Genomic DNA, 18,617 nt, shown 5'->3' with positions numbered 1-18,617 from the left:
TCCAGCGCTGGTCAGAGCAGGAAACCGGTGGGGAACGGATCGGTCGGGTCGAGGAGGTACTGCGCGGTGCCGGTGATCCAGGCCCGGCCCGTGACCGCCGGGACCACGGCCGGCCGGTCGCCGACGGTGGTGCGGTCGAGCAGCCGGCCGACGAACCGGCTGCCGATGATCGACTCGTTGACGAAGTCGGCGTGCAACGCCAACTCGCCCCGGGCGTGCAGCTGGGCCATTCGGGCGGAGGTCCCGGTGCCACAGGGCGACCGGTCGAACCAGCCCGGGTGGATGGCCATGGCGTGCCGGGAGTGCCGGGCGTCCGAGCCCGGCGCCGCGAGGTAGACGTGGTGGCAGCCGGAGATCCCGGGGTCCTCGGGATGCGTCGGGCGTAGCTGCGCGGTCACCGCGTCCATGATGGCCAGCCCGGCGTCGAGCATCCGCTGCCGCACGCGGGCGTCGCCGGGGGTGAAGGCGATGCCGAGCTGGTCGAGGCCGAGGATGGCGTAGAAGTTGCCGCCGAAGGCGAGGTCGAGGGTGACCGGGCCCAGGCCGGGCACCTCCACCGTCGCGTCCAGCTCCTGCACGAAGGCCGGCACGTTGCGCAGCGTCACCGACTCGGCGTGCCCGTCACGCACCGCCACCTCCACCACCACCAGGCCGGCGGGGGTGTCGAGCCGGATCACCGTCACCGGCTCGGTGACGGTGACCATGCCGGTCTCCACGAGGACCGTGGCGACCCCGATGGTGCCGTGTCCACACATCGGCAGGACCCCGCTCACCTCGATGAAGAGCACGCCCCAGTCGGCGTCCGCCCGGGTCGGCGGTTGCAGGATCGCGCCGCTCATCGCGGCGTGCCCGCGCGGCTCACGCATCAGCAGGTGGCGGATGTGGTCGAGGTGCTCCATGAAGTACCGACGGCGTGCGGCCATCGAATCGCCGGGGACGACACCCACGCCGCCGGTGACCACCCGGGTCGGCATGCCCTCGGTGTGTGAGTCGACCGCGTGGAAGACCCGGTTGCTGCGCACGAACCACCGCCCTTTCCGTCACCGGCCGCCGGCCGCGACCGCCTTCTCCGTCGCTTCCCGGACCACCTGTGCCTGCGCCTCGGTGAGCGGCACCCGGGGCGGCCGGCACGGCCCGCCGTACCGGCCGACGATATCCATGGAGAGCTTGATGGCCTGGACGAACTCGGTCTTGGAGTCCCACCGCAGCAACGGGTGCAGCTCCCGGTACAGCGGCAGCGCGGTGGCCAGGTCGCCGTCGGCCGAGGCGTGGAACAACCGCACGCAGGAGCGCGGCAGCGCGTTGACGTACCCCGCGATCCAGCCCGGCGCCCCGGCGATGGCCAGCTCCAGCGTGACGTCGTCGGAGCCGGCGAGCACGTCGAGGCCGGGTGCCGCCTCGGCGATCTCGTAGCTGCGCCGGACGTCGCCGGTGAACTCCTTGACGCCGACGATGAGCCCCTCGCCGTGCAGGCGGGCGAGCAGGGCCGGGGTCAGGTCGACCTTGGTGTCGATCGGGTTGTTGTACGCCACCACCGGCACCCCGACCTTCGCGACCTCCCGGTAGTGCTCCAGCACGGCCCGCTCGTCGGCACGGTACGCGTTCGGCGGCAGCAGCATCACCGCCGCGCAGCCGGCCTCGGCGGCGTCCTCGGCCCAGCGCCGCGCCTCCCGCGCGCCGTACGCGGCGATGCCGGGCATCACGGTGAAGCCGTCCGGGGCGGCGTCGACCGCGGCGCGGACCACCGCGCTGCGTTCGGTCTCGGTGAGGGTCTGGTACTCCCCGAGGGAGCCGTTCGGGACCACCCCGTCGCACCCCTCGGCGGCCAGCCACCGGACGTGCTCGGCGTACCGGTCGAGGTCGACCGCCAGGCGGTCGTCCAGTGGCACCGTCGTCGCCACCAGCACGCCGTGCCATGGCCTCAATCGCGCGCGCATCGATCGCTCCTTATCCTACGGTCGCAATGGGTCCGGTCGAAGCCACCCACCGTGGACGCGGGTCGTGGTCGCCACGGTGGTCGTCGGGCCGCGAGGGCGTACAATGTCACACTACAACAGCGCAAGCAACGGCTTCCAGCCCGCAACGCCCCGAGGTGCTCATGCCCGACACCCCCTTCGCGGCAGACCCAGACGCCCCCGCGACATACCGACCCGGGTCGCGCCATGCCTGACCTGCCCCTGTCCCCCCGCACCTCCCCCACCCCCGACCTCGTCGTCGTCGGCGCCGGGATCGTCGGGGCCGCCTGCGCCTACCACGCCACCCGGGCCGGCCTGTCGGTGACCGTCGTCGACAGCGGACCGATCGCCGGCGGAACGACCGGGGCGGGTGAGGGCAACATTCTCGTCTCCGACAAGGAGCCCGGTCCAGAGCTCGATCTCGCGGTGCTGTCCAACCGGCAGTGGCGGGACCTGGCCGACCTGCCGCTGGACGACACGACGTTCGGCCGGGCGGTGGAGCTGGAGACCAAGGGCGGCCTGGTGGTCGCCACCGACCAGGCCACCCTGGACGGTCTCGCCCGGCTCGTGGCCACCCAGCGCGCACCCGGGATCGAGGCGGTCGCCGTGCCCACCGACGGGCTGCGGGACGTCGAGCCGCACCTCACCCACGACCTCGCCGGCGGTTACCGGTACCCCCAGGACATGCAGGTCCAGCCCATGCTCGCCGCCGCGCACCTGCTCCGGCTGGCCCGCCGGGCCGGCGCCACCGTGCTCACCCACGAGCCGGTCACCGGGTTCCTGCGCGCCGGCGAACGGGTCACCGGCGTCCGCACACCCCGGCGCGACCTGCCCGCCGGCGCCGTGCTCAACGCCGCCGGCACCTGGGCCGGACAGGTCGCCGCCCTGGCCGGCGTCACGGTCCCGGTGGCCCCCCGGCGCGGCTACATCCTCGTCACCGAGCCGCTCCCGCCGCTCGTCCGGCACAAGGTCTACCTCGCCGACTACGTCGCCGACGTGGCCAGCGACTCGGCCGCCCTGCAGACCTCGACGGTGGTCGAGGGGACCCGCGCCGGCACGATCCTCATCGGCGCCAGCCGGGAACGTGTCGGGTTCGACCGGACGGTCTCGACCCCCGCGCTGCGCCGCCTCGCCGCCGGCGCGGTCCGGCTCTTCCCGGTCCTGCGCGACGTCGCGGTGATCCGCGCGTACCGGGGGTTCCGGCCGTACTGCCCCGACCACCTGCCGGTGATCGGCCCGGACCCCCGCGCGCCGGGCCTGCACCATGCCTGCGGCCACGAGGGCGCCGGCATCGGCCTGTCCCTGGGCACCGCGCTGCTGGTCACCCAGGGCCTGACCGGCCAGCCCCCTGCACTCGACCTCGACCCGTTCCGCCCCGACCGCTTCGGCCCGGAGGTGCCCCGGTGACCCACCCCTGCGAGTTCGAGATCCTCTTCGACGGCACGCCGCTACCCTGCCGGGACGGCTGGACCGTCGGCGCGGCGCTCACCGCCGCCGGGATCCGGTCCTGGCGCGACACCCGCCACGACGGACGGCCCCGTGGCCTGTTCTGCGGCATCGGGATCTGCTTCGACTGCCTGGTCACGGTGAACGGCCAACCCTCGGTGCGGGCCTGTCTCGTGCCCGCCGCGCCCGGCGACGAGATCCGCAGCCAGCAGGGGACGGGACGGTGACCGGGCAGCGGGTGGACCTCGCGGTCGTCGGCGCCGGACCGGCCGGGCTGGCCGCCGCCCTGGCCGCCGCCGAGGCGGGGGTGAGCGTGGCGATCGTCGACGCCGGGGTCCGCCCCGGCGGGCAGTACTGGCGTTCCCCCGACCCCGGTGCCGGCCCGTTCCGGCCGACCACCCTGCACCACGGGTGGCGCCGCTTCGCCACCACCGACGCCCGGCTCACCGACCTGGCCGGCACCGGCCGGGTACGCCGGCTGGCCGGGCACCACGTCTGGTCCGTCGTCGCAGCCGGCGACCACTGGTCGGTGCACTGCCTGCGGGGCGCCGAACCCCGGCAGCGGGGCACCCCCGACCCGGTCACCGTGCACGCCCGGCGGCTCGTCCTCGCCACCGGCGCGTACGACCGGCAGCTCCCGTTCCCCGGCTGGGACCTGCCCGGGGTGATCACCGCCGGCGGGGCGCAGGCACTGCTCAAGGGGAACCTCGTGGTGGCCGGCCGGACCGTGGTCGTCGCCGGTACCGGACCATTCCTGCTGCCGGTGGCCGACGGCCTGGCCCGGTACGGCGCCCGGGTGGCGGCGGTCGTCGAGGCGAACAGCCCGGTCGGCTTCGCCCGGCATCCGGGCGCGCTGCTCGGCGCGGTCGGCAAGCTCGGCGAGGCGGGCGGGTACGCCGGACGGTTGCTGCGGCACCGGGTCCCCGTCCGGCACCGGCACGCCGTGCTGCGGGCCCTCGGCACCGACCAGCTCACCGGCGTGGTCGTCGGCCGGCTGGACCGGGCGGGCCGGGTCCGGGCCGGCTCCGAGCGGCGGATCGCCTGCGACGTGCTCGCCGTCGGCTGGGGGTTCACCCCGCAACTGGAACTGGCGTTGCAGCTCGGCTGCGCGACCCGGGTCGACGTCGACCAGAGCCTGGTGCTGGCCGTCGACGACGACCAGGCCACCAGCGTCGCCGGGGTCTGGGCGGCCGGCGAGGCCACCGGCGTCGGGGGTGCCGACCTCGCCACGGTCGAGGGCCGGATCGCCGGTCGCGCGGCGGCCCGGTCGCTGGGCGCCGAGGACGTGCCGGACGACCGGTCGACCCGTCGCCGGCGCACCGCGTTGCGCGGCTTCGCCACCGCCATGCACCAGGTCTACCCGGTCCCGTCGGCCCTGCTGGCCGGGTGCGCGGACGACACCCTGGTCTGCCGGTGCGAGGAGGTGAGCGCGGGCCGGATCCGGCACGCCGTCACCGAACTCGGGGCGACCGAGGCCCGGGTGGTCAAGCTGCTCGCCCGACCCGGCATGGGCTGGTGCCAGGGCCGGGTGTGCGGCTTCGCCACCGCCTGCCTGACCGCCCGGCACGCCGGCCGGGCCGTCACCGAGCCGGACCTGCGGGCCTTCGCGGAACGGCCGATCGCCGCGCCCACCTCCCTCGGCGACCTGGCGACGCCGCCCGACGACGGGCACCCGGACGGCGAACCGGCCTAGGACCCGGGCCGGCGCGGCCCCGATGGGCCGCCCCGGTCACCGCGGCGACGCCGCCGGGCCGGTCAACCGGTCCGGCGGCGTCGCCCGACCGGTCAGGACGGCGGTTCGGCGGCGGACGACGCGGCGGCCGGCGCGGCGGCGGCGGACGACACGGCGGTGGTGGACGGCGGGATCCGGCCGGCCGCGATCTCCTCCGCGAAGTGGCAGGCGACCTGGTGCCCGGGGGCGAGCGTGCGCAGCGCCGGCCGCTCGTCGGCGCAGCGGGTGGCCTGCCGCCACGGGCAGCGGGTGTGGAAGCGGCAGCCGCTCGGTGGGTTGGCCGGTGAGGGCAGGTCGCCCCGGAGCAGGATCCGGGTACGGGACGCCTCGACGGCCGGGTCCGGCACCGGCACGGCCCCCATGAGCGCCTTCGTGTACGGGTGGGTCGGCGCCCGGTAGAGCGCGGTGGCGGGCGCCTGCTCGATGATCTGTCCCAGGTACATGACCGCCACGGTGTCGCTGATGTGCCGGACCACCGCGAGGTCGTGCGCGATGACCAGGTACGTCAGGGAGAACGTCTCCTGGAGTTCCTTGAGCAGGTTGATCACCTGCGCCTGGACCGAGACGTCCAGCGCGGACACCGGCTCGTCGGCGACGACCAGCTTGGGGTTCAGCACCAGCGCCCGCGCGATGCCGATGCGCTGGCGCTGCCCACCGGAGAACTCGTGGGGATAGCGTTCCAGGGCCGTCGCCGGCAGGCCCACCACCTCCAGCAGCGTGCGGATCCGCCGGGCGTGCTCCACCGACCCGCCGGGGATCCGGTGGGCGCGCAGGGGCTCGGTGAGCAGGGACTCCACGTTCTGCCGGGGGTCCAGGCTCGCCATCGGATCCTGGAAGACCATCTGGAAGTCCCGGCGCACCGGGCGCAGCCGGCGTTCGCTGAGCCCGAGCAGGTCCCGGCCGTCGAGGGTGATGCTGCCGGCGGTCGGCTCGACCAGCCGCATGATGGCGCGCGCCAGCGTGGACTTGCCGCAGCCGGACTCGCCGACCAGGCCGAAGGTGGTCCCCGCCGGCACGTCCAGGTCCACCCCGTCGACCGCCTTCACCGAGCCGTGCTGGCGGGTGAAGAGCGTGCCGCTGCGGATCGGAAAGTGGACCTTGAGATCGCGTACCTGCAGCAGACTCATCACGCGCTCCCCTCGCTGCGGCCGGTGCCGGTGGCGGGTGTCGCCGGGTGCACCGGACGCGGACAGCGGACCCGGTGGCCGGGCGCGCCGGTGAGGTCGTGTACCGGCGGCGGTCCGCCCAGACAGGACTCGACCGCGTGGTCGCAGCGGGGCTGGAAGGCGCAGCCGTGCTCCCAGGCCACCACGTCGCGCACCGAGCCACGGATGGTGTGCAGCATGCCGCGCTCCTCGTCGTCGATGCGCGGGATCGAGCGCAGCAGACCGTCGGTGTACGGGTGCGCGGGGCGCGCGAACAGACCGGTCGCCGGGGCGGACTCCACGATCCGCCCGGAGTACATGACGTGCACCCGCTCGCACAGCCCCGCCACGACCCCCAGGTCGTGGGTGATCATCACCAGCGCGGAGCCGCTCTCCTCGACGAGGTCGCGCAGCAGGTCGAGGATCTGCGCCTGGATGGTGACGTCGAGGGCCGTGGTGGGTTCGTCGGCGATGAGCAGCCGGGGCCGGCAGGCGACCGCGATGGCGATCATCACCCGCTGGCGCATCCCGCCGGAGAGCTGGTGGGGGTACTCGCGCAGCCGCCGCGCCGGGTCGGGGATGCCGACCCGCTCCAGCAGGGCCTGGGCGTCCCTGCGGGCCTCGGCGACGGACCTGCCGTCGTGGCGGACGATCACCTCGACGAGTTGCCGGCCCACGGTGAGCACCGGGTTGAGGGAGGTCATCGGGTCCTGGAAAATCATGGCGACGTCCCGGCCCCGGACGTCGCGCATCTGCCGGGCGGAGAGCGCCAGCAGGTCCTGGTCGCCGAGTTCGATGCTGCCGGTGACCTGGACGTTGCGGGCGGGCAGCAGCCGCATGACGGCCAGCGAGGTGACCGACTTGCCGGAGCCGGACTCGCCGACGATCCCCACCGACTGCCCCGACCCGACGTCGAAGGTCACGCCGTCGACGGCCCGTACCGGGGCCTGTCCGGGCCGGGTGAAGGTGACCGTGAGGTCCCGTACGCGCAGGAAGCTCATCCGTTCACCGCCGTAGCTTGGGGTCGAGTGCTTCGCGCAGCGACTCACCGAGGAGGGTGAAGCCGAGCGCGGCGAGGACGATCGCCAGCCCCGGGTAGAGCGCCAGTTGCGGGGCGGAGGTCAACGCGACCTGGGCGTCGGTCAGCATGCGTCCCCATTCCGGCGCCGACGGGTCGCTGCCGCTCAGGCCGAGGAAGGCCAGGCCGGCGGCCTCGACGATGGCCAGCGCAAGGGTCAGGGTGCCCTGGACGATCACCGGGGTGAACGAGTTCGGCAGCACGTGGCGGAAGACGATCCCGGCCCGGGAGATGCCGAGCGAGCGGGCCGCCAGCACGTAGTCGGCGGCGCGTTGCCCGAGCATCTCCCCCCGGAGCAGGCGGGCGAAGATCGGGATGTTGACCACCGCGATGGCGATCATCACCGAGGTGAGGCTCTGCCCCAGCATCGCGGCGATCGCGATGGCGAAGAGCAGGCCCGGCACGGAGAGCATGATGTCGACCAGGCGCATGACGACGGTGTCGACCCAGCCGCCGAAGGCGCCCGCGAGCAGCCCGATCCCCACCCCGACGGTGGCGCCGACGGCCAGCGACACCACGCCGATCAGCAGCGACTGCCGGGCGCCGTACACGAGGCGGGAGAAGACGTCCCGGCCCAGCGGGTCGATGCCCAGCCAGTGCTCGGCGGAGGGGCCGGGGTAGGCGCCGGGCCGGACCTCGGACAGCCAGGAGTTGTCCTTCGGCGAGTACGGCGCGATCCACGGCGCGAAGACGGCGACCCCGACGAAGATCAGGATCAGCGTGAACCCGACGACGGCCATCGGGTTGCGCCGCAGCCGGCGCAGGGCGTCGCTGCGCAGGCCCCGGGTCGGCCGGGGGCTGCCGATCGCCTCGTCGCCGCCGGTGGGACGGGTGGCGGCGACCTGTTCGGGGGTGCTCATGCCGTCCCTCCGCCGGGCCACGGCCCCGGGTCCGGGCAGCGGTGCCGCCGGCTCATGACACCCTCACCCGGGGGTCGAGCAGCCCGTAGACGATGTCGACGATCATGTTGACGAGGACGTAACTCACGGCGATCACCAGGATGAACCCTTGAATGGTCGGGAAGTCGCGCTGGACGATGCCGTCGGCCATGAACTTCCCCACGCCGGAGAAGGCGAACACCGTCTCGGTGAGCACGGCCCCGGCGAGCAGTACGCCCATCTGCAGGCCGATGACGGTGGTCACCGGCAGCATCGCGTTGCGCAGCACGTGGTGGCGGACGATCGTGCCGGCCAGCAGGCCCTTCGCCTCGGCGGTGCGCACGTGGTCCTCGTGCAGGACGGTGAGCACCGAGGCGCGGGTCATCCGGACGATCACGGCGAGCGGGATGGAGGCCAGCGCGACCGCGGGCAGGATCAGGTGGGTCAGCGCGTCCCAACTGGCGGCCGGGTCGCCGGTGACGATGCCGTCCAGGACGTAGAAGCCGGTCGGGTGTTCGGCGCGGGCCCGGGGGTCCGACCGGCCCGCCGTCGGCAGCCAGCCGAGCTGGACGGCGAAGACGAGCTTGAGCAGGTAGGCCAGGAAGAAGATCGGCACGGTCACCCCGAGCAGGGAGGCCGACACCAGGACGCTGTCCAGCCAGGTGCCGTACCGGCGGGCGGCCAGGTAGCCCAGCGGGATGCCCACCGTGACGGCGATGAGCAGGGCGGCGATGGCCAGCTCGATGGTGGCGGGGAACCGGCGGGCCATCTCCTCGATGACCGGCTGGCCGGTCTGCAGGGACGCGCCGAAGTCCAACCGGACCGCCCGCCCGAGGAACTGGACGTACTGTTCCCAGAGCGGGCGGTCCAGGCCGAGCTGCGCCTCGATCTGTTCGACGGCCTCCGGTGTCGCCCGTTCCCCGAGCAGGGCCTGGGCGGGGCCGCCGGGCAGCGCCCGGACCCAGGCGAACAGGAGGATCGACAGGCCCAGCAGGATCGGGATCAACTGGAGCAGCCGCCGAAAGACAAAGCGAAGCACGAGACGTCAGCCTTCGATGTTGACGATCTTGAAGTATTCGAGGCTGACCGGGGACGGCTGGTAGCCGACCACGTTCTTGCCCAGGGCCAGTAGCGGCCGGTTGTGGACGAACGGCACGCCGGGGATGTAGTCGAAGATCAGTTGGTTGACCTCCTCGTACTGCTTCTGCCGGGTGGCCTGGTCGGTCTCGGCCAGGGCCCGGTTGAGCAGCCCCTGGATGCCGGGGTCGGTCAGGTTGAACTGGGCGGTGGTCTCCCGGAAGAAGGTGCCGACGAAGTTGTCCGGGTCGGCGTAGTCACCGCTCCAGCCCAGCAGGAAGAGCTGGCCCTTGCCGTCGGCCTGGATGCTCTGCAGGTAGTCCGGCGTCCACGGAACGGTCTTCGGGACGACGGTGAACCCGACCTTCTCCAGGTCCGCCGCGAACGACTCGTACACCGCCTGCGGGTTGGGCATGTACGGCCGCGACACGTTGGCGGGGTACCAGAACTCCACCGTCAGGTTCGTCTCCCCCGACTCGGCGACGAGCTGCCTGGCCCGCTCCGGGTCGTAGGAGTAGCCCGTGATGGCGGAGTTGTAGCCCCACTGCGACGGCGGCAGGAACTGGTTGGCCACCTCGGCGCCCTCCGGGTACGCCGCCTTGAGCAGGCCCTCGCGGTTGAGGGCGTACGCGATCGCCTCGCGGATCTTGCGGTTCTGCAGCAGCGGCACCTTCTGGTTCATGCCGACGTACCCGACGTTGAAGGCCGGTCGCTCGACCACCTGGCCGACGTTCTTCACGGCCTCGATGTCGGCCGCCGCGACACCCTCGTAGGCGTCGATCTCACCGGCCTGCAACGCCTGCATGCGCGCCGTCGCGTCGGCGATCGGTCGGAAGATGACCTGGTCGAGCTGGGGCCGGCCCTCGCGGTAGTTCTCGTTGGCGTCCAGGATCAGTCGCTCGCCCCGGTCCCAGCTCACGAACTTGAACGGGCCGGTACCGGCCACGACCTTGGTGCCGAAGCCACCGCTGTAGGCGATCGAATCGCCGGTGACGGTGATGTCGGTCCCGCCCTCCTCGATCGCCTTGGGGCTGGCGATGGAGAAGGCGGGCAGCACCAGGCCGGACAGCAGCGCGGACGACGGCTGCGTCAGGCGCAGCGTGGCCACCGAGTCCTCGGTGGCCTCGCAGGAGGCGTAGCGGCTGCTCTCCGGCGCGGAGTCGCTGTCGCGCGTGGCGAAGCCGCCGAAGATGGTCTGCCAGTAGTACGAGATGTCGCCGTTCTGCTGCGCGCCCTTGAAGTTGTACCAGCGGTCGAAGTTGTAACAGACCGCGGTGGCGTTGAAGGCCTCTCCGTCGTGGAACGTGACGCCCTTGGCCAGGTTGAACGTGTAGGTCAGTCCGTCGTCGCTGACCGTCCAGTCGGTGGCCAGCGACGGGACGACCTCGGTCGTTCCCGGCTTCAGCGCCACGAGGGTCTCGTAGACCTGGAAGATGACGCGGAACGACTCCCCGTCGGAGACGTACGCCGGGTCCAGTGTCTTGGGGTCGTCTGAGGCGCCGAAGACGAAGGTCTTGCGGTCACCGTCCTCGGTCGAGTCGCTGCCACTGCAGCCGGCGGCCGCGGCGAGCAGCCCCGCAGTGGCCGACAGGGCGATTATCCGCCCGAACCTGCCGTACACACGCATGTCGTCCTCCCTGGCTGTCCGTCACGCGAACCGCTGCGCCCGCCCGGCCGTCCGCTGTGGAGTCACGCGCGTCCGCGCCGGGGTGGCCGGCGGGCCGTCGGGATCCGGGCGGACGACAGGCGTGGCGAACGGGTCGGTCGTCGCTCCCCGCCGAGGTGCGTCGACCTCTGCGGAGAGCTTTGCCAGGCACACTAACCAGCAAGAACGGCTGGTGCAATGTGCAATTGCAACCTCGTTTTTCAATCGTGACCCCCCGACCAGGACGGTCACCGCAGGTCACCGCCGGCCGCCACGGTCAGCGCGCCCCCGCCACGAGCGACTCCGGCCGGCACCGCCGACAGGCAACGGTCGCGCGGCGCGGGGTCCCGACGCGCCGCGCGACCGGAGCCGCCGGTCAGTCCCCCGACGACGACCGGGGCGGGCCGAGGTTGCGGAAGGTGACCGTCTTCGCCGGCTCCACCGTCCCGTTCCGGTCGACCGCGCGGTGGCTGATCTGGTGCTGCCCCGGACGCAGCACCCGGAACGGCCCGTCGTAGGTCCGCCACGGGCCACCGTTGTGCCGGTACTCGATCCGGTCGACGCCCGATCCCCACCCGTCGTCGGCGGAGAGGGTGACGGTCGGGTTGACGTACCGGTCGCCCGTCCTCGGCGGGACCTGGGTCAGCGCGACGGCCGACGACGGGGCGTCGACCTCGATCCGCCGCAGGGCGGCCCGGAGGTCGGGCAGCGGGCCGATGTGCTGACTGGCGTCGCCGCCCTGCGGCGTCCCGGTCCCCTTGAGCAGGTCGGCGATCCGCGCCGCGCTCCAGACCCCCTGGCCGGTGGCCTTGAGGTAGGACTGGACGGCGACGACCGCGCTGGTGACGATCGGCCCGGCGCCGGAGGTGCCACCGAACGACCGGGTGTACCGGACGTCGAGGTTGGCCGGGTCGGTGCCGCCCTGGAGGTTGCCGTTGCTGCCGGTGGTGGTGATGTTCTGGCCCCACCCCTGCAGGTCGACCCGCGATCCGTGCACGGAGAAGCCCAGCCGTTCCCGGGTGGTGCTGCTGCCCGCGCCGACGATGATGGCGCCCGAGTCGCGGACGGTACGGTCGAAGCGGCCCAGGAACTCCGGGCCGTCCAGGTTCTCGCCCCCGTTGCCACCCGTGGCCACCACGGTCACCCCGAGCTGCGTCAACAGCACGGTCGCCTCGAACGCCGACTGCATCCACTCGATCGGCACGTACCGGGTGCCCCCGTTCGGGCCGACGGTCTGCTGCTCGATGAGCAGCGCGTCGCCGGGGTCGAGGAACCGCGACGCGTAGACCATCGCCTCCGCCGGGGACCACGTGGTGCGGGTGGGGCTGACCCGCCGCACCGGCGAGATGCCGTACATCGTGGCGTCCGGCACCCCGCCGGTCACCCCGTAGCCGTTGTCCCGGGCGACCAGTTGACCGAAGACGGCGGTGCCGTGTTCGTCGGCGAACGTGGTGACCCGGGGGAACGCGTCGCCGCCGAGGTCGGCGACCAGTCGAGGTGGAGGTCCTCGTGGAACGGGTTCCAGTCGTACTCCAGGTCGACGATCCGGATGCCCTGTCCCCGGGTACGCGGGTCCGCGTGCGCGAAGTCCGCGTCGATGCCCTGCGCGGCGGGACGGAGGTAGCCCTGCATGGGGGTGAAGTCGGGCGTCGTCGACGGTGGCGGGGCCGGATCCGCGGCGACGTAGGCGTACTCGACCTCGGGCAGCGCCAGCAGCTCCCGGACCACCGCGTCCGGGTCCAGGTCGGCCGGCAGGGTGAGCTGGTACCACGAGGCCAGGTCGGGGGCGGGCGCGCCGGAACGCGCCGCCGCCTCGGCGGACAGCCCCGTCAGCTCGTCGGCGGACAGGCTCGTCACCAGCGGCGTGACGTCGGTCGACCGGTACGTCTCCAGCACCGCGCGGACCCGGTGCAGGGTGTCCGGGCGACCGTGGGACCGCAGGGCGTCGTTGGCCCCGCGTACCTTCCAGGATTCCCGGAACTTCACCTCGATCCGGAGCTCGGGTGAGATCGTGCTCATCCCCCGGATGCTGCCTCCGTCGGGCAGTTCCCCGGAGAGGGTGAGGGTGGTCGTCGCCGGGGTCAGCGCGCCGGCCCGTTTCAGCCCGTCCTTGTCGAAGTGCAGGACGAGATCGTCCCGGCCGTCCCGGTCGACGTCGGTGGTGACCGCCAGTGGACGCGCGCCGTCCCGGGCGACGCCGACGCCCGGTCCCGCGCCGTCGCCGAGCACGACGGAGGCCGGGTCGATCCGGGCGGCGTCGACCCGGTCGTCGGTCAGGACGGCGACGGGGAGGAATCCGGGGCTGGCGACATTGACGTCGCCCGGCATCGTCACGGTGGCACCGACCGCCCCGGCGGCACGTGCCGCCGGGGCGGGAAGCAGACCGCCGGAGACGACCAGGGCGCCGACGCCGAGGGCGGCGAGCAGGGGTCGGGTGCCGAACCGGCCGTTGTGGAACGTCCGTCCGAGCGCGGAGTCATCACACACAGCAACCTCTTTCGGTATGCCATTGCACTATCACACCGTATTTGGCGCCCCTTCGGACGGTCAAGGGACAACCTGACGAACCTCGATGCCCCGGGCCCGTCCGACCAGGTCGGGACCCACGTGGGACCGCCCGGACACGGGCGGGACGAGACCTCCGCCGACGGCGCGGACCGGGGCCGGGGACCCCGGCGCGACGACCACGCCGCCGAGCCCCGCAGGCCCGGACAGTCGTCAATGCCGACCGGCCGGGATCGTCGCGAATATTGCCGGAATCCGACACCCACCTGACCGTCCGACTAACTGAATGACGCTTATCGAACACGGCCGGAAAATGGCAACGCCGGGATGGTATGTTAGCGCTATCAGAGGCAGCCCCAACGCCGGCCACGGCGGCGACGCGGGAGGGACGCGGGCCTCGGTCCGCGCGGGACGAGGGGAAGCATGGGCGACGTGAGCGTGGCGAAGAACTGGCGGCTGCCGGTCATGGGGGACGTCGCCCGCCTGGCCGGCGTGTCGCACATGACCGTGTCCCGCGTCCTCAACGAGCCCGACTCGGTGCGCCCGGAGACCCGGGAGCGGGTCCTGCTGGCCATCGAGCAGCTCGGCTACCGCCGCAACAGCGCCGCCCGGAGCCTGGTCACCCGGCGGTCCCAGACGCTCGGCGTGGTCTGCTTCGACACCACGCACCACGGGCCGGCGTCGATGCTCAACGGCATCGTGCACGCCACCGAGGAGGCGGGATACGCCGTTAGCGTGGCGAGCCTGCGCCGCCTGACGGCCGACGCCGCGACGCAGGCCGTCCAGCGCCTGGTCCACCAGTCGGTGGAGGGGCTGGTCCTGATCGCACCGCAGGCCGTGGAGGCGATGGCGTTCGTCCGGGCGCTGCCCACCACCCTCGCGGTCGTCGCGGTGGAGAACGCGCTGCCGACCGTCACGAGCGTCTCGGTCGACCAGGTGCTGGGCGCCCGGCTGGCCACCGAGCACCTGCTGTCCCTGGGCCACGAGACGGTCCACCACGTCCGGGGGCCCGCCGACTGGAGCGAGGCGAACGGGCGGGTCGAGGGCTGGATGACCGCCCTGGAGGCGAACGGCCGGCCGGTGCCCCGGGAACTCGCCGGCGACTGGAGCGCCGCGTCCGGCTACGCCGCCGGCCGCAAGCTCGCCCGCGACCCCCGGGTCACCGCCGTCTTCGCGGCGAACGACTCGATGGCCCTGGGCGTGCTGCGGGCCCTGCTGGAGGCGGGGGTGCGGGTGCCGGAGGACGTCAGCGTGGTGGGTTTCGACGACTTCCCCGAGGCGGCGTACGTGACCCCGCCGCTGACCACCGTGAGCCAGCCGTTCCGCGAGGTCGGGCGGCAGAGCATCGAGATCCTGCTGGGCGAGGTCGAGGGCGGTGCGGCGCGCGGCGCGTCGGCCGTCATCCCCCCGGAGTTGGTGGTCCGCGCCAGCACGGCGGCCCGGCGGCGGTGAGGCACCGGCGGGAACGCCGCCCGCAACCTACCAGAAACATTGTCTTTTTGCGCTCTTGACGTCGCTCTCGTTAGCGCTAACATCGATCGTGACCTCGTTCACAGCCGCGCTATCTCCCCTTTCCCCGCCGCTACCCGCGCACCGCACCGCGTCGGCCACCCACCGGCGAGGCGCCGCCGGATCCACACCGCACACCGTCCGCCCGGCTGGCCGCTTCGCCCCGGCCGACCGCCACCACGGTGGACGTCGACTCGACCACGCTCAGCGCCGCCACCGATCAGCCGCCATCCGCTCGGTCAGCCGACCTCCGCTCGGCCCGCTGGTACGACCACCGGCACGCACCAGCGCCGACGCGATCGCCCCGCTCGGCACCACGCCCCACCGCCGGACACGCCCTCGGTCAACCGGGACCGCGCCGCGGCTCCGTCCCCCCGACGAACCCCTAGGAGAGCAGCATGAGGAGAACCCTGGGTAGACGTACCGCCCTGCGTTCGCTGGCCGGAGCCCTGGCGGCGGTCCTGACCCTGGGCGTGACGGCGTGCACCGGCGACGACCCGGGCGGCCCGGGGGTGGCCGAGGCGGGGCCCGAGGGGGTCGACGACGGCAGCGAACTCACCATGTGGACCCGCGCGCCGCTGGAGAAGCAGGCCAAGCTCCTCGTCGACGCCTACAACGCCAGCCACCAGAACACGGTCAAGCTCACCGTCGTGCCCAACGACGACTACGTCGCGAAGGTCGGTGCGGCGGCCGGGTCGGGCGGCCTGCCGGACCTCTTCGCCGCCGACATCGTCTACGTGCCGAACTGGGTACGGCAGGGGCTGTTCCAGGATCTCAGTACGAACGTCGACGGCCTCAGCTTCAAGGACTCCATCAACAAGGGACACCTGTCGGCCGGCACGATGGACGGCAAGCCGCACGTGCTGCCCTTCGTGCTGGACCTGTCCATGCTGTTCTGGAACAAGCAGCTCTTCCGGGACGCCGGCCTGGACCCGGAGCGGGCGCCGGCGACGCTCGGCGAGTACGCCGCCGCCGCCAAGGCGATCCAGGCCACGAAGAAGGCCGGTGTCTACGGCACGGCGGCCGGCCTGAACTGCGGCGGCTGCCTCGTCTTCACCTGGTTCCCCACCATCTGGGCCGGCGGCGGCGCGGTGCTCAGCGAGGACGGCACCGAGGCCAAGCTCGCCGACGAGACCGCGCAGCGGGTCTACCGCACCTGGCGGGACCTGTGGCAGTCCGGCGCCGTCCTGCCCGCCTCGGCGGGCGAGACGGGTCCGACCTGGACCGCCGCCTTCACCGAGGGCAAGGTCGGCCTGATGTTCTACCCGGCGACGCTGCTCTCCTCCACGCCGTTCGACGTCGGGGTCGCCGGCATCCCCGGCCCCGACGGCGGTGCCTCCACCTTCGTCGGTGGCGACGGCATCGGGGTGTCGAAGGACTCGAAGAAGTCCGCGCAGGCCTGGAACTTCCTGAGCTGGATGATGTCCGAGCAGGCCCAGGTGGAGGTGCTGGCGAAGAACAAGGACGTGGTGTCGCGCTCCGACCTGGCGAACAACAGGTACGCGGCCCAGGACCCGCGCCTGGTGACCATCAACGAGGTGGCCGGCCAGGGCGACACCCCCGTCGCGGTGAACTTCCAACAGGCGTTCAACGCGCCGGGCAGCCCGTGGCTGACTCTCGTACGCAACCAGGTGCTGACCGGCAACGGCGACCTCGGCAAGGACAACGCCGAGATCACCGGCGTCCTCCGGCAGTAGCCGCCGCGTCGCGGGCGGGTGCCGACCCCCGGGTCCGCCGAGCCGACACACGCCCGCCACCGGAACCGGTACGCCACCCGCCACCCGCCGACCCGACGAGAGGTTCCCATGGACGTCAGAGCGCCGTCTCACCCCTTGCGGGCGGCGATGCGGGGCCGGGCCCGACCCCGTGGCCGTCGCGCCCTGCTGGGCTGGCTCTACGCGACACCCACGGCGGTGTTCGTGGTGGCGCTGTTCGCGCTCCCGCTGCTGCTCGTGCTCAAGATGGCGGTGTCCCGGTGGCCGCTGCTCGCCGGCGACCAGGGCGTCAACGCCCCCGACAACTTCGTGAAGGCGGTCGACCACCGCTTCTTCACCGACTCGGTGGTGTTCACCGTCAAGTACACGGTGCTCGCCACGGTCCTGCTGCTGGCGCTCGGGTTGGGGCTGGCGCTGCTCGTGCAGGAGTCGAGCCGGTGGAACACCCTGCTCCGGGCGTCCTTCCTGATCCCCAGCGCGCTCGGCCTGGCGTCGGCCTCCCTGCTGTTCTACGTCCTCTACTCCCCGTACGCGAGCCCGCTGGCGCCGGTGATGGAGCGCCTGGGTCTCACCTTCCTCGACTCCCCCACCGCGGCGCTGGTCTCGACGACCTTCCTCATCGTGTGGCGCTACGCCGGCTTCTACATGGTGCTCATGCTCGTCGGCCTGCAGGGGATCCCGGCCGACGTCTACGAGGCCGCCCGCACCGACGGCGCCACCCGGTGGCAGACCTTCCGGAAGGTCACCCTGCCGCTGCTGCGCCCGACGCTGGCCCTGACCACCGTGCTCTGCGTGACCGGCTCCCTGCTCGCCTTCGAGCAGTTCTACATCCTCACCAAGGGCGGCCCGGACAACAGCACGGTCACCGTCGTCCAGCTCATCTACCTGGTGGCGTTCCAGGGCCAGAACGACCTCGGCGTGGCGGCGGCCCTGTCGGTGATCGTGCTGGTCGCCCTGGTCCTCGTCAACGCACTGCAACTGCGCGCCTTCCGGTCCGAGGAGAGCTGAGGCGATGTCCGTCGTGTCCCGTTCCACCGCCACCCCGGGCAGCGCGGCCCCTCCGCCGTCCGACGCCGCCCCGTCCCGCCCGCGCCGGTCACGCGGGGTCACCGTCGCCGGCATCGCGCTGCGGACGCCGTACTGGGTGCTGACCGGGTCGGTGGGGTTGATCTTCCTGGCCCCGCTGCTGTGGACGGCGGTCGCCTCGGTCTCCCCGCAGGCCGGCACGAACCAGGTGGACGGCTGGGGGTTCGGCAACTACGCGACCCTGGCCAGCTACCAGGCCGGCGTGTGGCGCTACCTCGCGAACTCGGCGTTCGTGTCGCTGCTGACGGTGACGCTGACCCTGCTGATCTCGTTCCTCGGGGGCTACGCGTTCGCGCGGTTCCGCTTCCCGGGCCGCAACGTCCTGTTCATGCTCACGCTCGCCATCCTCATGGTCCCGTACGCGACGCTGCTGATCCCGCTCTACGTGCTGCTCACCGAGGTCGGGTTGCAGAACTCCCTGGTCGGGGTGGCCCTCGTGCTGACGATGTTCCAGCTTCCCTTCGCCACCTTCCTGATGCGGATCTCCTTCGAGGCGGTGCCGAGGGAACTCGACGAGGCCGCGATGGTCGACGGGTGTTCGTCGTTCACCGCGCTGTGGCGGGTGCTGCTGCCGGCGGTGAAGCCGGGCCTGATCACCGTCGGGCTGTTCGCCTTCCTCGCCGCGTGGAACGACTTCATGGCGCCGCTGATCCTCATCAACGACACCGAGCGGATGACGCTGCCGCTCGCCGTGTCCAACCTGCGCGGCCAGGTGCAGGGGGTCGTCGACTACGGGGCGACCGAGGCCGGCGTCGTCGTGCTCGCCCTGCCGTGCATCGTGCTGTTCCTGCTCCTGCAACGCCACTACATGCGCGGATTCATGTCCGGCGCGCTGAAAGGATGACC

Annotated in this window: 16 protein-coding genes; 7 read left to right on the top strand and 9 right to left on the bottom strand. The window is 72.7% G+C overall.

What is annotated here, in order from left to right; genetic code table 11:
• Positions 1-11: 11 nt before the first annotated feature.
• Together AWW66_RS14935 and AWW66_RS14930 are read right to left on the bottom strand one after the other, a co-directional pair.
• Positions 12-1,022 carry a proline racemase family protein gene (locus tag AWW66_RS14935; RefSeq protein WP_067365888.1) on the bottom strand — a complete coding sequence of 337 codons (1,011 nt, stop codon included), beginning with the start codon at positions 1,020-1,022 and terminating at the stop codon, positions 12-14.
• Between the two features lie 18 nt (positions 1,023-1,040).
• Positions 1,041-1,937: a dihydrodipicolinate synthase family protein gene (locus tag AWW66_RS14930; protein WP_067365886.1), complete on the bottom strand. Its 897-nt coding sequence runs from the start codon at positions 1,935-1,937 to the stop codon at positions 1,041-1,043.
• A 225-nt stretch (positions 1,938-2,162) separates the two neighbouring features.
• Here AWW66_RS14930 and AWW66_RS14925 point away from each other — a divergent pair, with 225 nt between their 5' ends.
• The 3 genes from AWW66_RS14925 to AWW66_RS14915 are packed head-to-tail and all read left to right on the top strand — an operon-like array spanning position 2,163 to position 5,094.
• Entirely contained in the window at positions 2,163-3,362 is a 1,200-nt protein-coding gene (locus AWW66_RS14925) for an NAD(P)/FAD-dependent oxidoreductase (protein ID WP_157527468.1), read from the top strand.
• Positions 3,359-3,628, top strand: coding sequence for a (2Fe-2S)-binding protein (locus tag AWW66_RS34855; protein ID WP_245648312.1), 270 nt, complete (start codon positions 3,359-3,361; stop codon positions 3,626-3,628). The genes AWW66_RS14925 and AWW66_RS34855 overlap by 4 nt, the downstream gene beginning before the upstream one ends.
• The gene (locus AWW66_RS14915; protein WP_067365884.1) at positions 3,625-5,094 is read left to right on the top strand and encodes an FAD/NAD(P)-dependent oxidoreductase; all 1,470 of its coding nucleotides are present in this window, start codon (positions 3,625-3,627) and stop codon (positions 5,092-5,094) included. The genes AWW66_RS34855 and AWW66_RS14915 overlap by 4 nt, the downstream gene beginning before the upstream one ends.
• Positions 5,095-5,186: 92 nt before the next feature.
• On the opposite strand, the gene AWW66_RS14910 is transcribed toward AWW66_RS14915, so the two are convergent.
• The 7 genes from AWW66_RS14910 to AWW66_RS35325 form a co-directional block, all read right to left on the bottom strand.
• On the bottom strand, positions 5,187-6,260 hold the full coding sequence (locus AWW66_RS14910; RefSeq protein WP_067365883.1) for an ABC transporter ATP-binding protein: 1,074 nt from the start codon (positions 6,258-6,260) through the stop codon (positions 5,187-5,189).
• On the bottom strand, positions 6,260-7,279 hold the full coding sequence (locus tag AWW66_RS14905) for an ABC transporter ATP-binding protein (protein WP_067365880.1): 1,020 nt from the start codon (positions 7,277-7,279) through the stop codon (positions 6,260-6,262). The genes AWW66_RS14910 and AWW66_RS14905 overlap by 1 nt, the downstream gene beginning before the upstream one ends.
• A 4-nt stretch (positions 7,280-7,283) precedes the next feature.
• Positions 7,284-8,216: an ABC transporter permease gene (locus AWW66_RS14900; RefSeq protein ID WP_067365875.1), complete on the bottom strand. Its 933-nt coding sequence runs from the start codon at positions 8,214-8,216 to the stop codon at positions 7,284-7,286.
• Between the two features lie 52 nt (positions 8,217-8,268).
• Positions 8,269-9,273, bottom strand: coding sequence for an ABC transporter permease (locus AWW66_RS14895; protein WP_067365872.1), 1,005 nt, complete (start codon positions 9,271-9,273; stop codon positions 8,269-8,271).
• A gap of 6 nt (positions 9,274-9,279) precedes the next feature.
• Positions 9,280-10,938 (bottom strand): ABC transporter substrate-binding protein, encoded by a 1,659-nt coding sequence (locus AWW66_RS14890; RefSeq protein WP_067365869.1) that lies wholly within the window; start codon positions 10,936-10,938, stop codon positions 9,280-9,282.
• A 394-nt stretch (positions 10,939-11,332) separates the two neighbouring features.
• Complete coding sequence (locus tag AWW66_RS32730) at positions 11,333-12,367, bottom strand: OmpL47-type beta-barrel domain-containing protein (protein WP_342671922.1); 1,035 nt, start codon at positions 12,365-12,367, stop codon at positions 11,333-11,335.
• Positions 12,337-13,443 (bottom strand): hypothetical protein, encoded by a 1,107-nt coding sequence (locus AWW66_RS35325; protein ID WP_067365863.1) that lies wholly within the window; start codon positions 13,441-13,443, stop codon positions 12,337-12,339. The genes AWW66_RS32730 and AWW66_RS35325 overlap by 31 nt, the downstream gene beginning before the upstream one ends.
• Before the next feature lie 441 nt (positions 13,444-13,884).
• On the opposite strand from AWW66_RS35325, the gene AWW66_RS14875 reads away from it, so the two are divergent.
• From AWW66_RS14875 to AWW66_RS14860, 4 genes are all read left to right on the top strand, one after another.
• Complete coding sequence (locus AWW66_RS14875; protein WP_067365860.1) at positions 13,885-14,913, top strand: LacI family DNA-binding transcriptional regulator; 1,029 nt, start codon at positions 13,885-13,887, stop codon at positions 14,911-14,913.
• Positions 14,914-15,368: 455 nt separating this feature from the next.
• Entirely contained in the window at positions 15,369-16,667 is a 1,299-nt protein-coding gene (locus AWW66_RS14870; RefSeq protein WP_067365857.1) for an ABC transporter substrate-binding protein, read from the top strand.
• Between the two features lie 108 nt (positions 16,668-16,775).
• Entirely contained in the window at positions 16,776-17,693 is a 918-nt protein-coding gene (locus AWW66_RS14865; protein ID WP_067365854.1) for a carbohydrate ABC transporter permease, read from the top strand.
• A gap of 4 nt (positions 17,694-17,697) precedes the next feature.
• Positions 17,698-18,615, top strand: a complete 918-nt coding sequence (locus AWW66_RS14860) for a carbohydrate ABC transporter permease (RefSeq protein ID WP_083978499.1) — start codon at positions 17,698-17,700, stop codon at positions 18,613-18,615.
• The last annotated feature ends 2 nt before the right edge of the window (positions 18,616-18,617 follow it).

The sequence above is a fragment of the Micromonospora rosaria genome, assembly GCF_001567585.1.
Taxonomy (GTDB): Bacteria; Actinomycetota; Actinomycetes; order Mycobacteriales; family Micromonosporaceae; genus Micromonospora; species Micromonospora rosaria.
This window is presented reverse-complemented; position numbering and strand designations above follow the sequence as displayed.

Excerpts from the sequence above, each read along its gene's own strand:
- AWW66_RS14930 (WP_067365886.1), bottom strand. The coding sequence starts at position 1,937 with ATGCGCGCGCGATTGAGGCCATGGCACGGCGTGCTGGTGGCGACGACG.
- AWW66_RS14925 (WP_157527468.1), top strand. The coding sequence starts at position 2,163 with ATGCCTGACCTGCCCCTGTCCCCCCGCACCTCCCCCACCCCCGACCTC.
- AWW66_RS14910 (WP_067365883.1), bottom strand. The coding sequence starts at position 6,260 with ATGAGTCTGCTGCAGGTACGCGATCTCAAGGTCCACTTTCCGATCCGC.
- AWW66_RS14905 (WP_067365880.1), bottom strand. The coding sequence starts at position 7,279 with ATGAGCTTCCTGCGCGTACGGGACCTCACGGTCACCTTCACCCGGCCC.
- AWW66_RS14900 (WP_067365875.1), bottom strand. The coding sequence starts at position 8,216 with ATGAGCACCCCCGAACAGGTCGCCGCCACCCGTCCCACCGGCGGCGAC.
- AWW66_RS14890 (WP_067365869.1), bottom strand. The coding sequence starts at position 10,938 with ATGCGTGTGTACGGCAGGTTCGGGCGGATAATCGCCCTGTCGGCCACT.
- AWW66_RS14875 (WP_067365860.1), top strand. The coding sequence starts at position 13,885 with ATGGGCGACGTGAGCGTGGCGAAGAACTGGCGGCTGCCGGTCATGGGG.
- AWW66_RS14870 (WP_067365857.1), top strand. The coding sequence starts at position 15,369 with ATGAGGAGAACCCTGGGTAGACGTACCGCCCTGCGTTCGCTGGCCGGA.
- AWW66_RS14865 (WP_067365854.1), top strand. The coding sequence starts at position 16,776 with ATGGACGTCAGAGCGCCGTCTCACCCCTTGCGGGCGGCGATGCGGGGC.
- AWW66_RS14860 (WP_083978499.1), top strand. The coding sequence starts at position 17,698 with ATGTCCGTCGTGTCCCGTTCCACCGCCACCCCGGGCAGCGCGGCCCCT.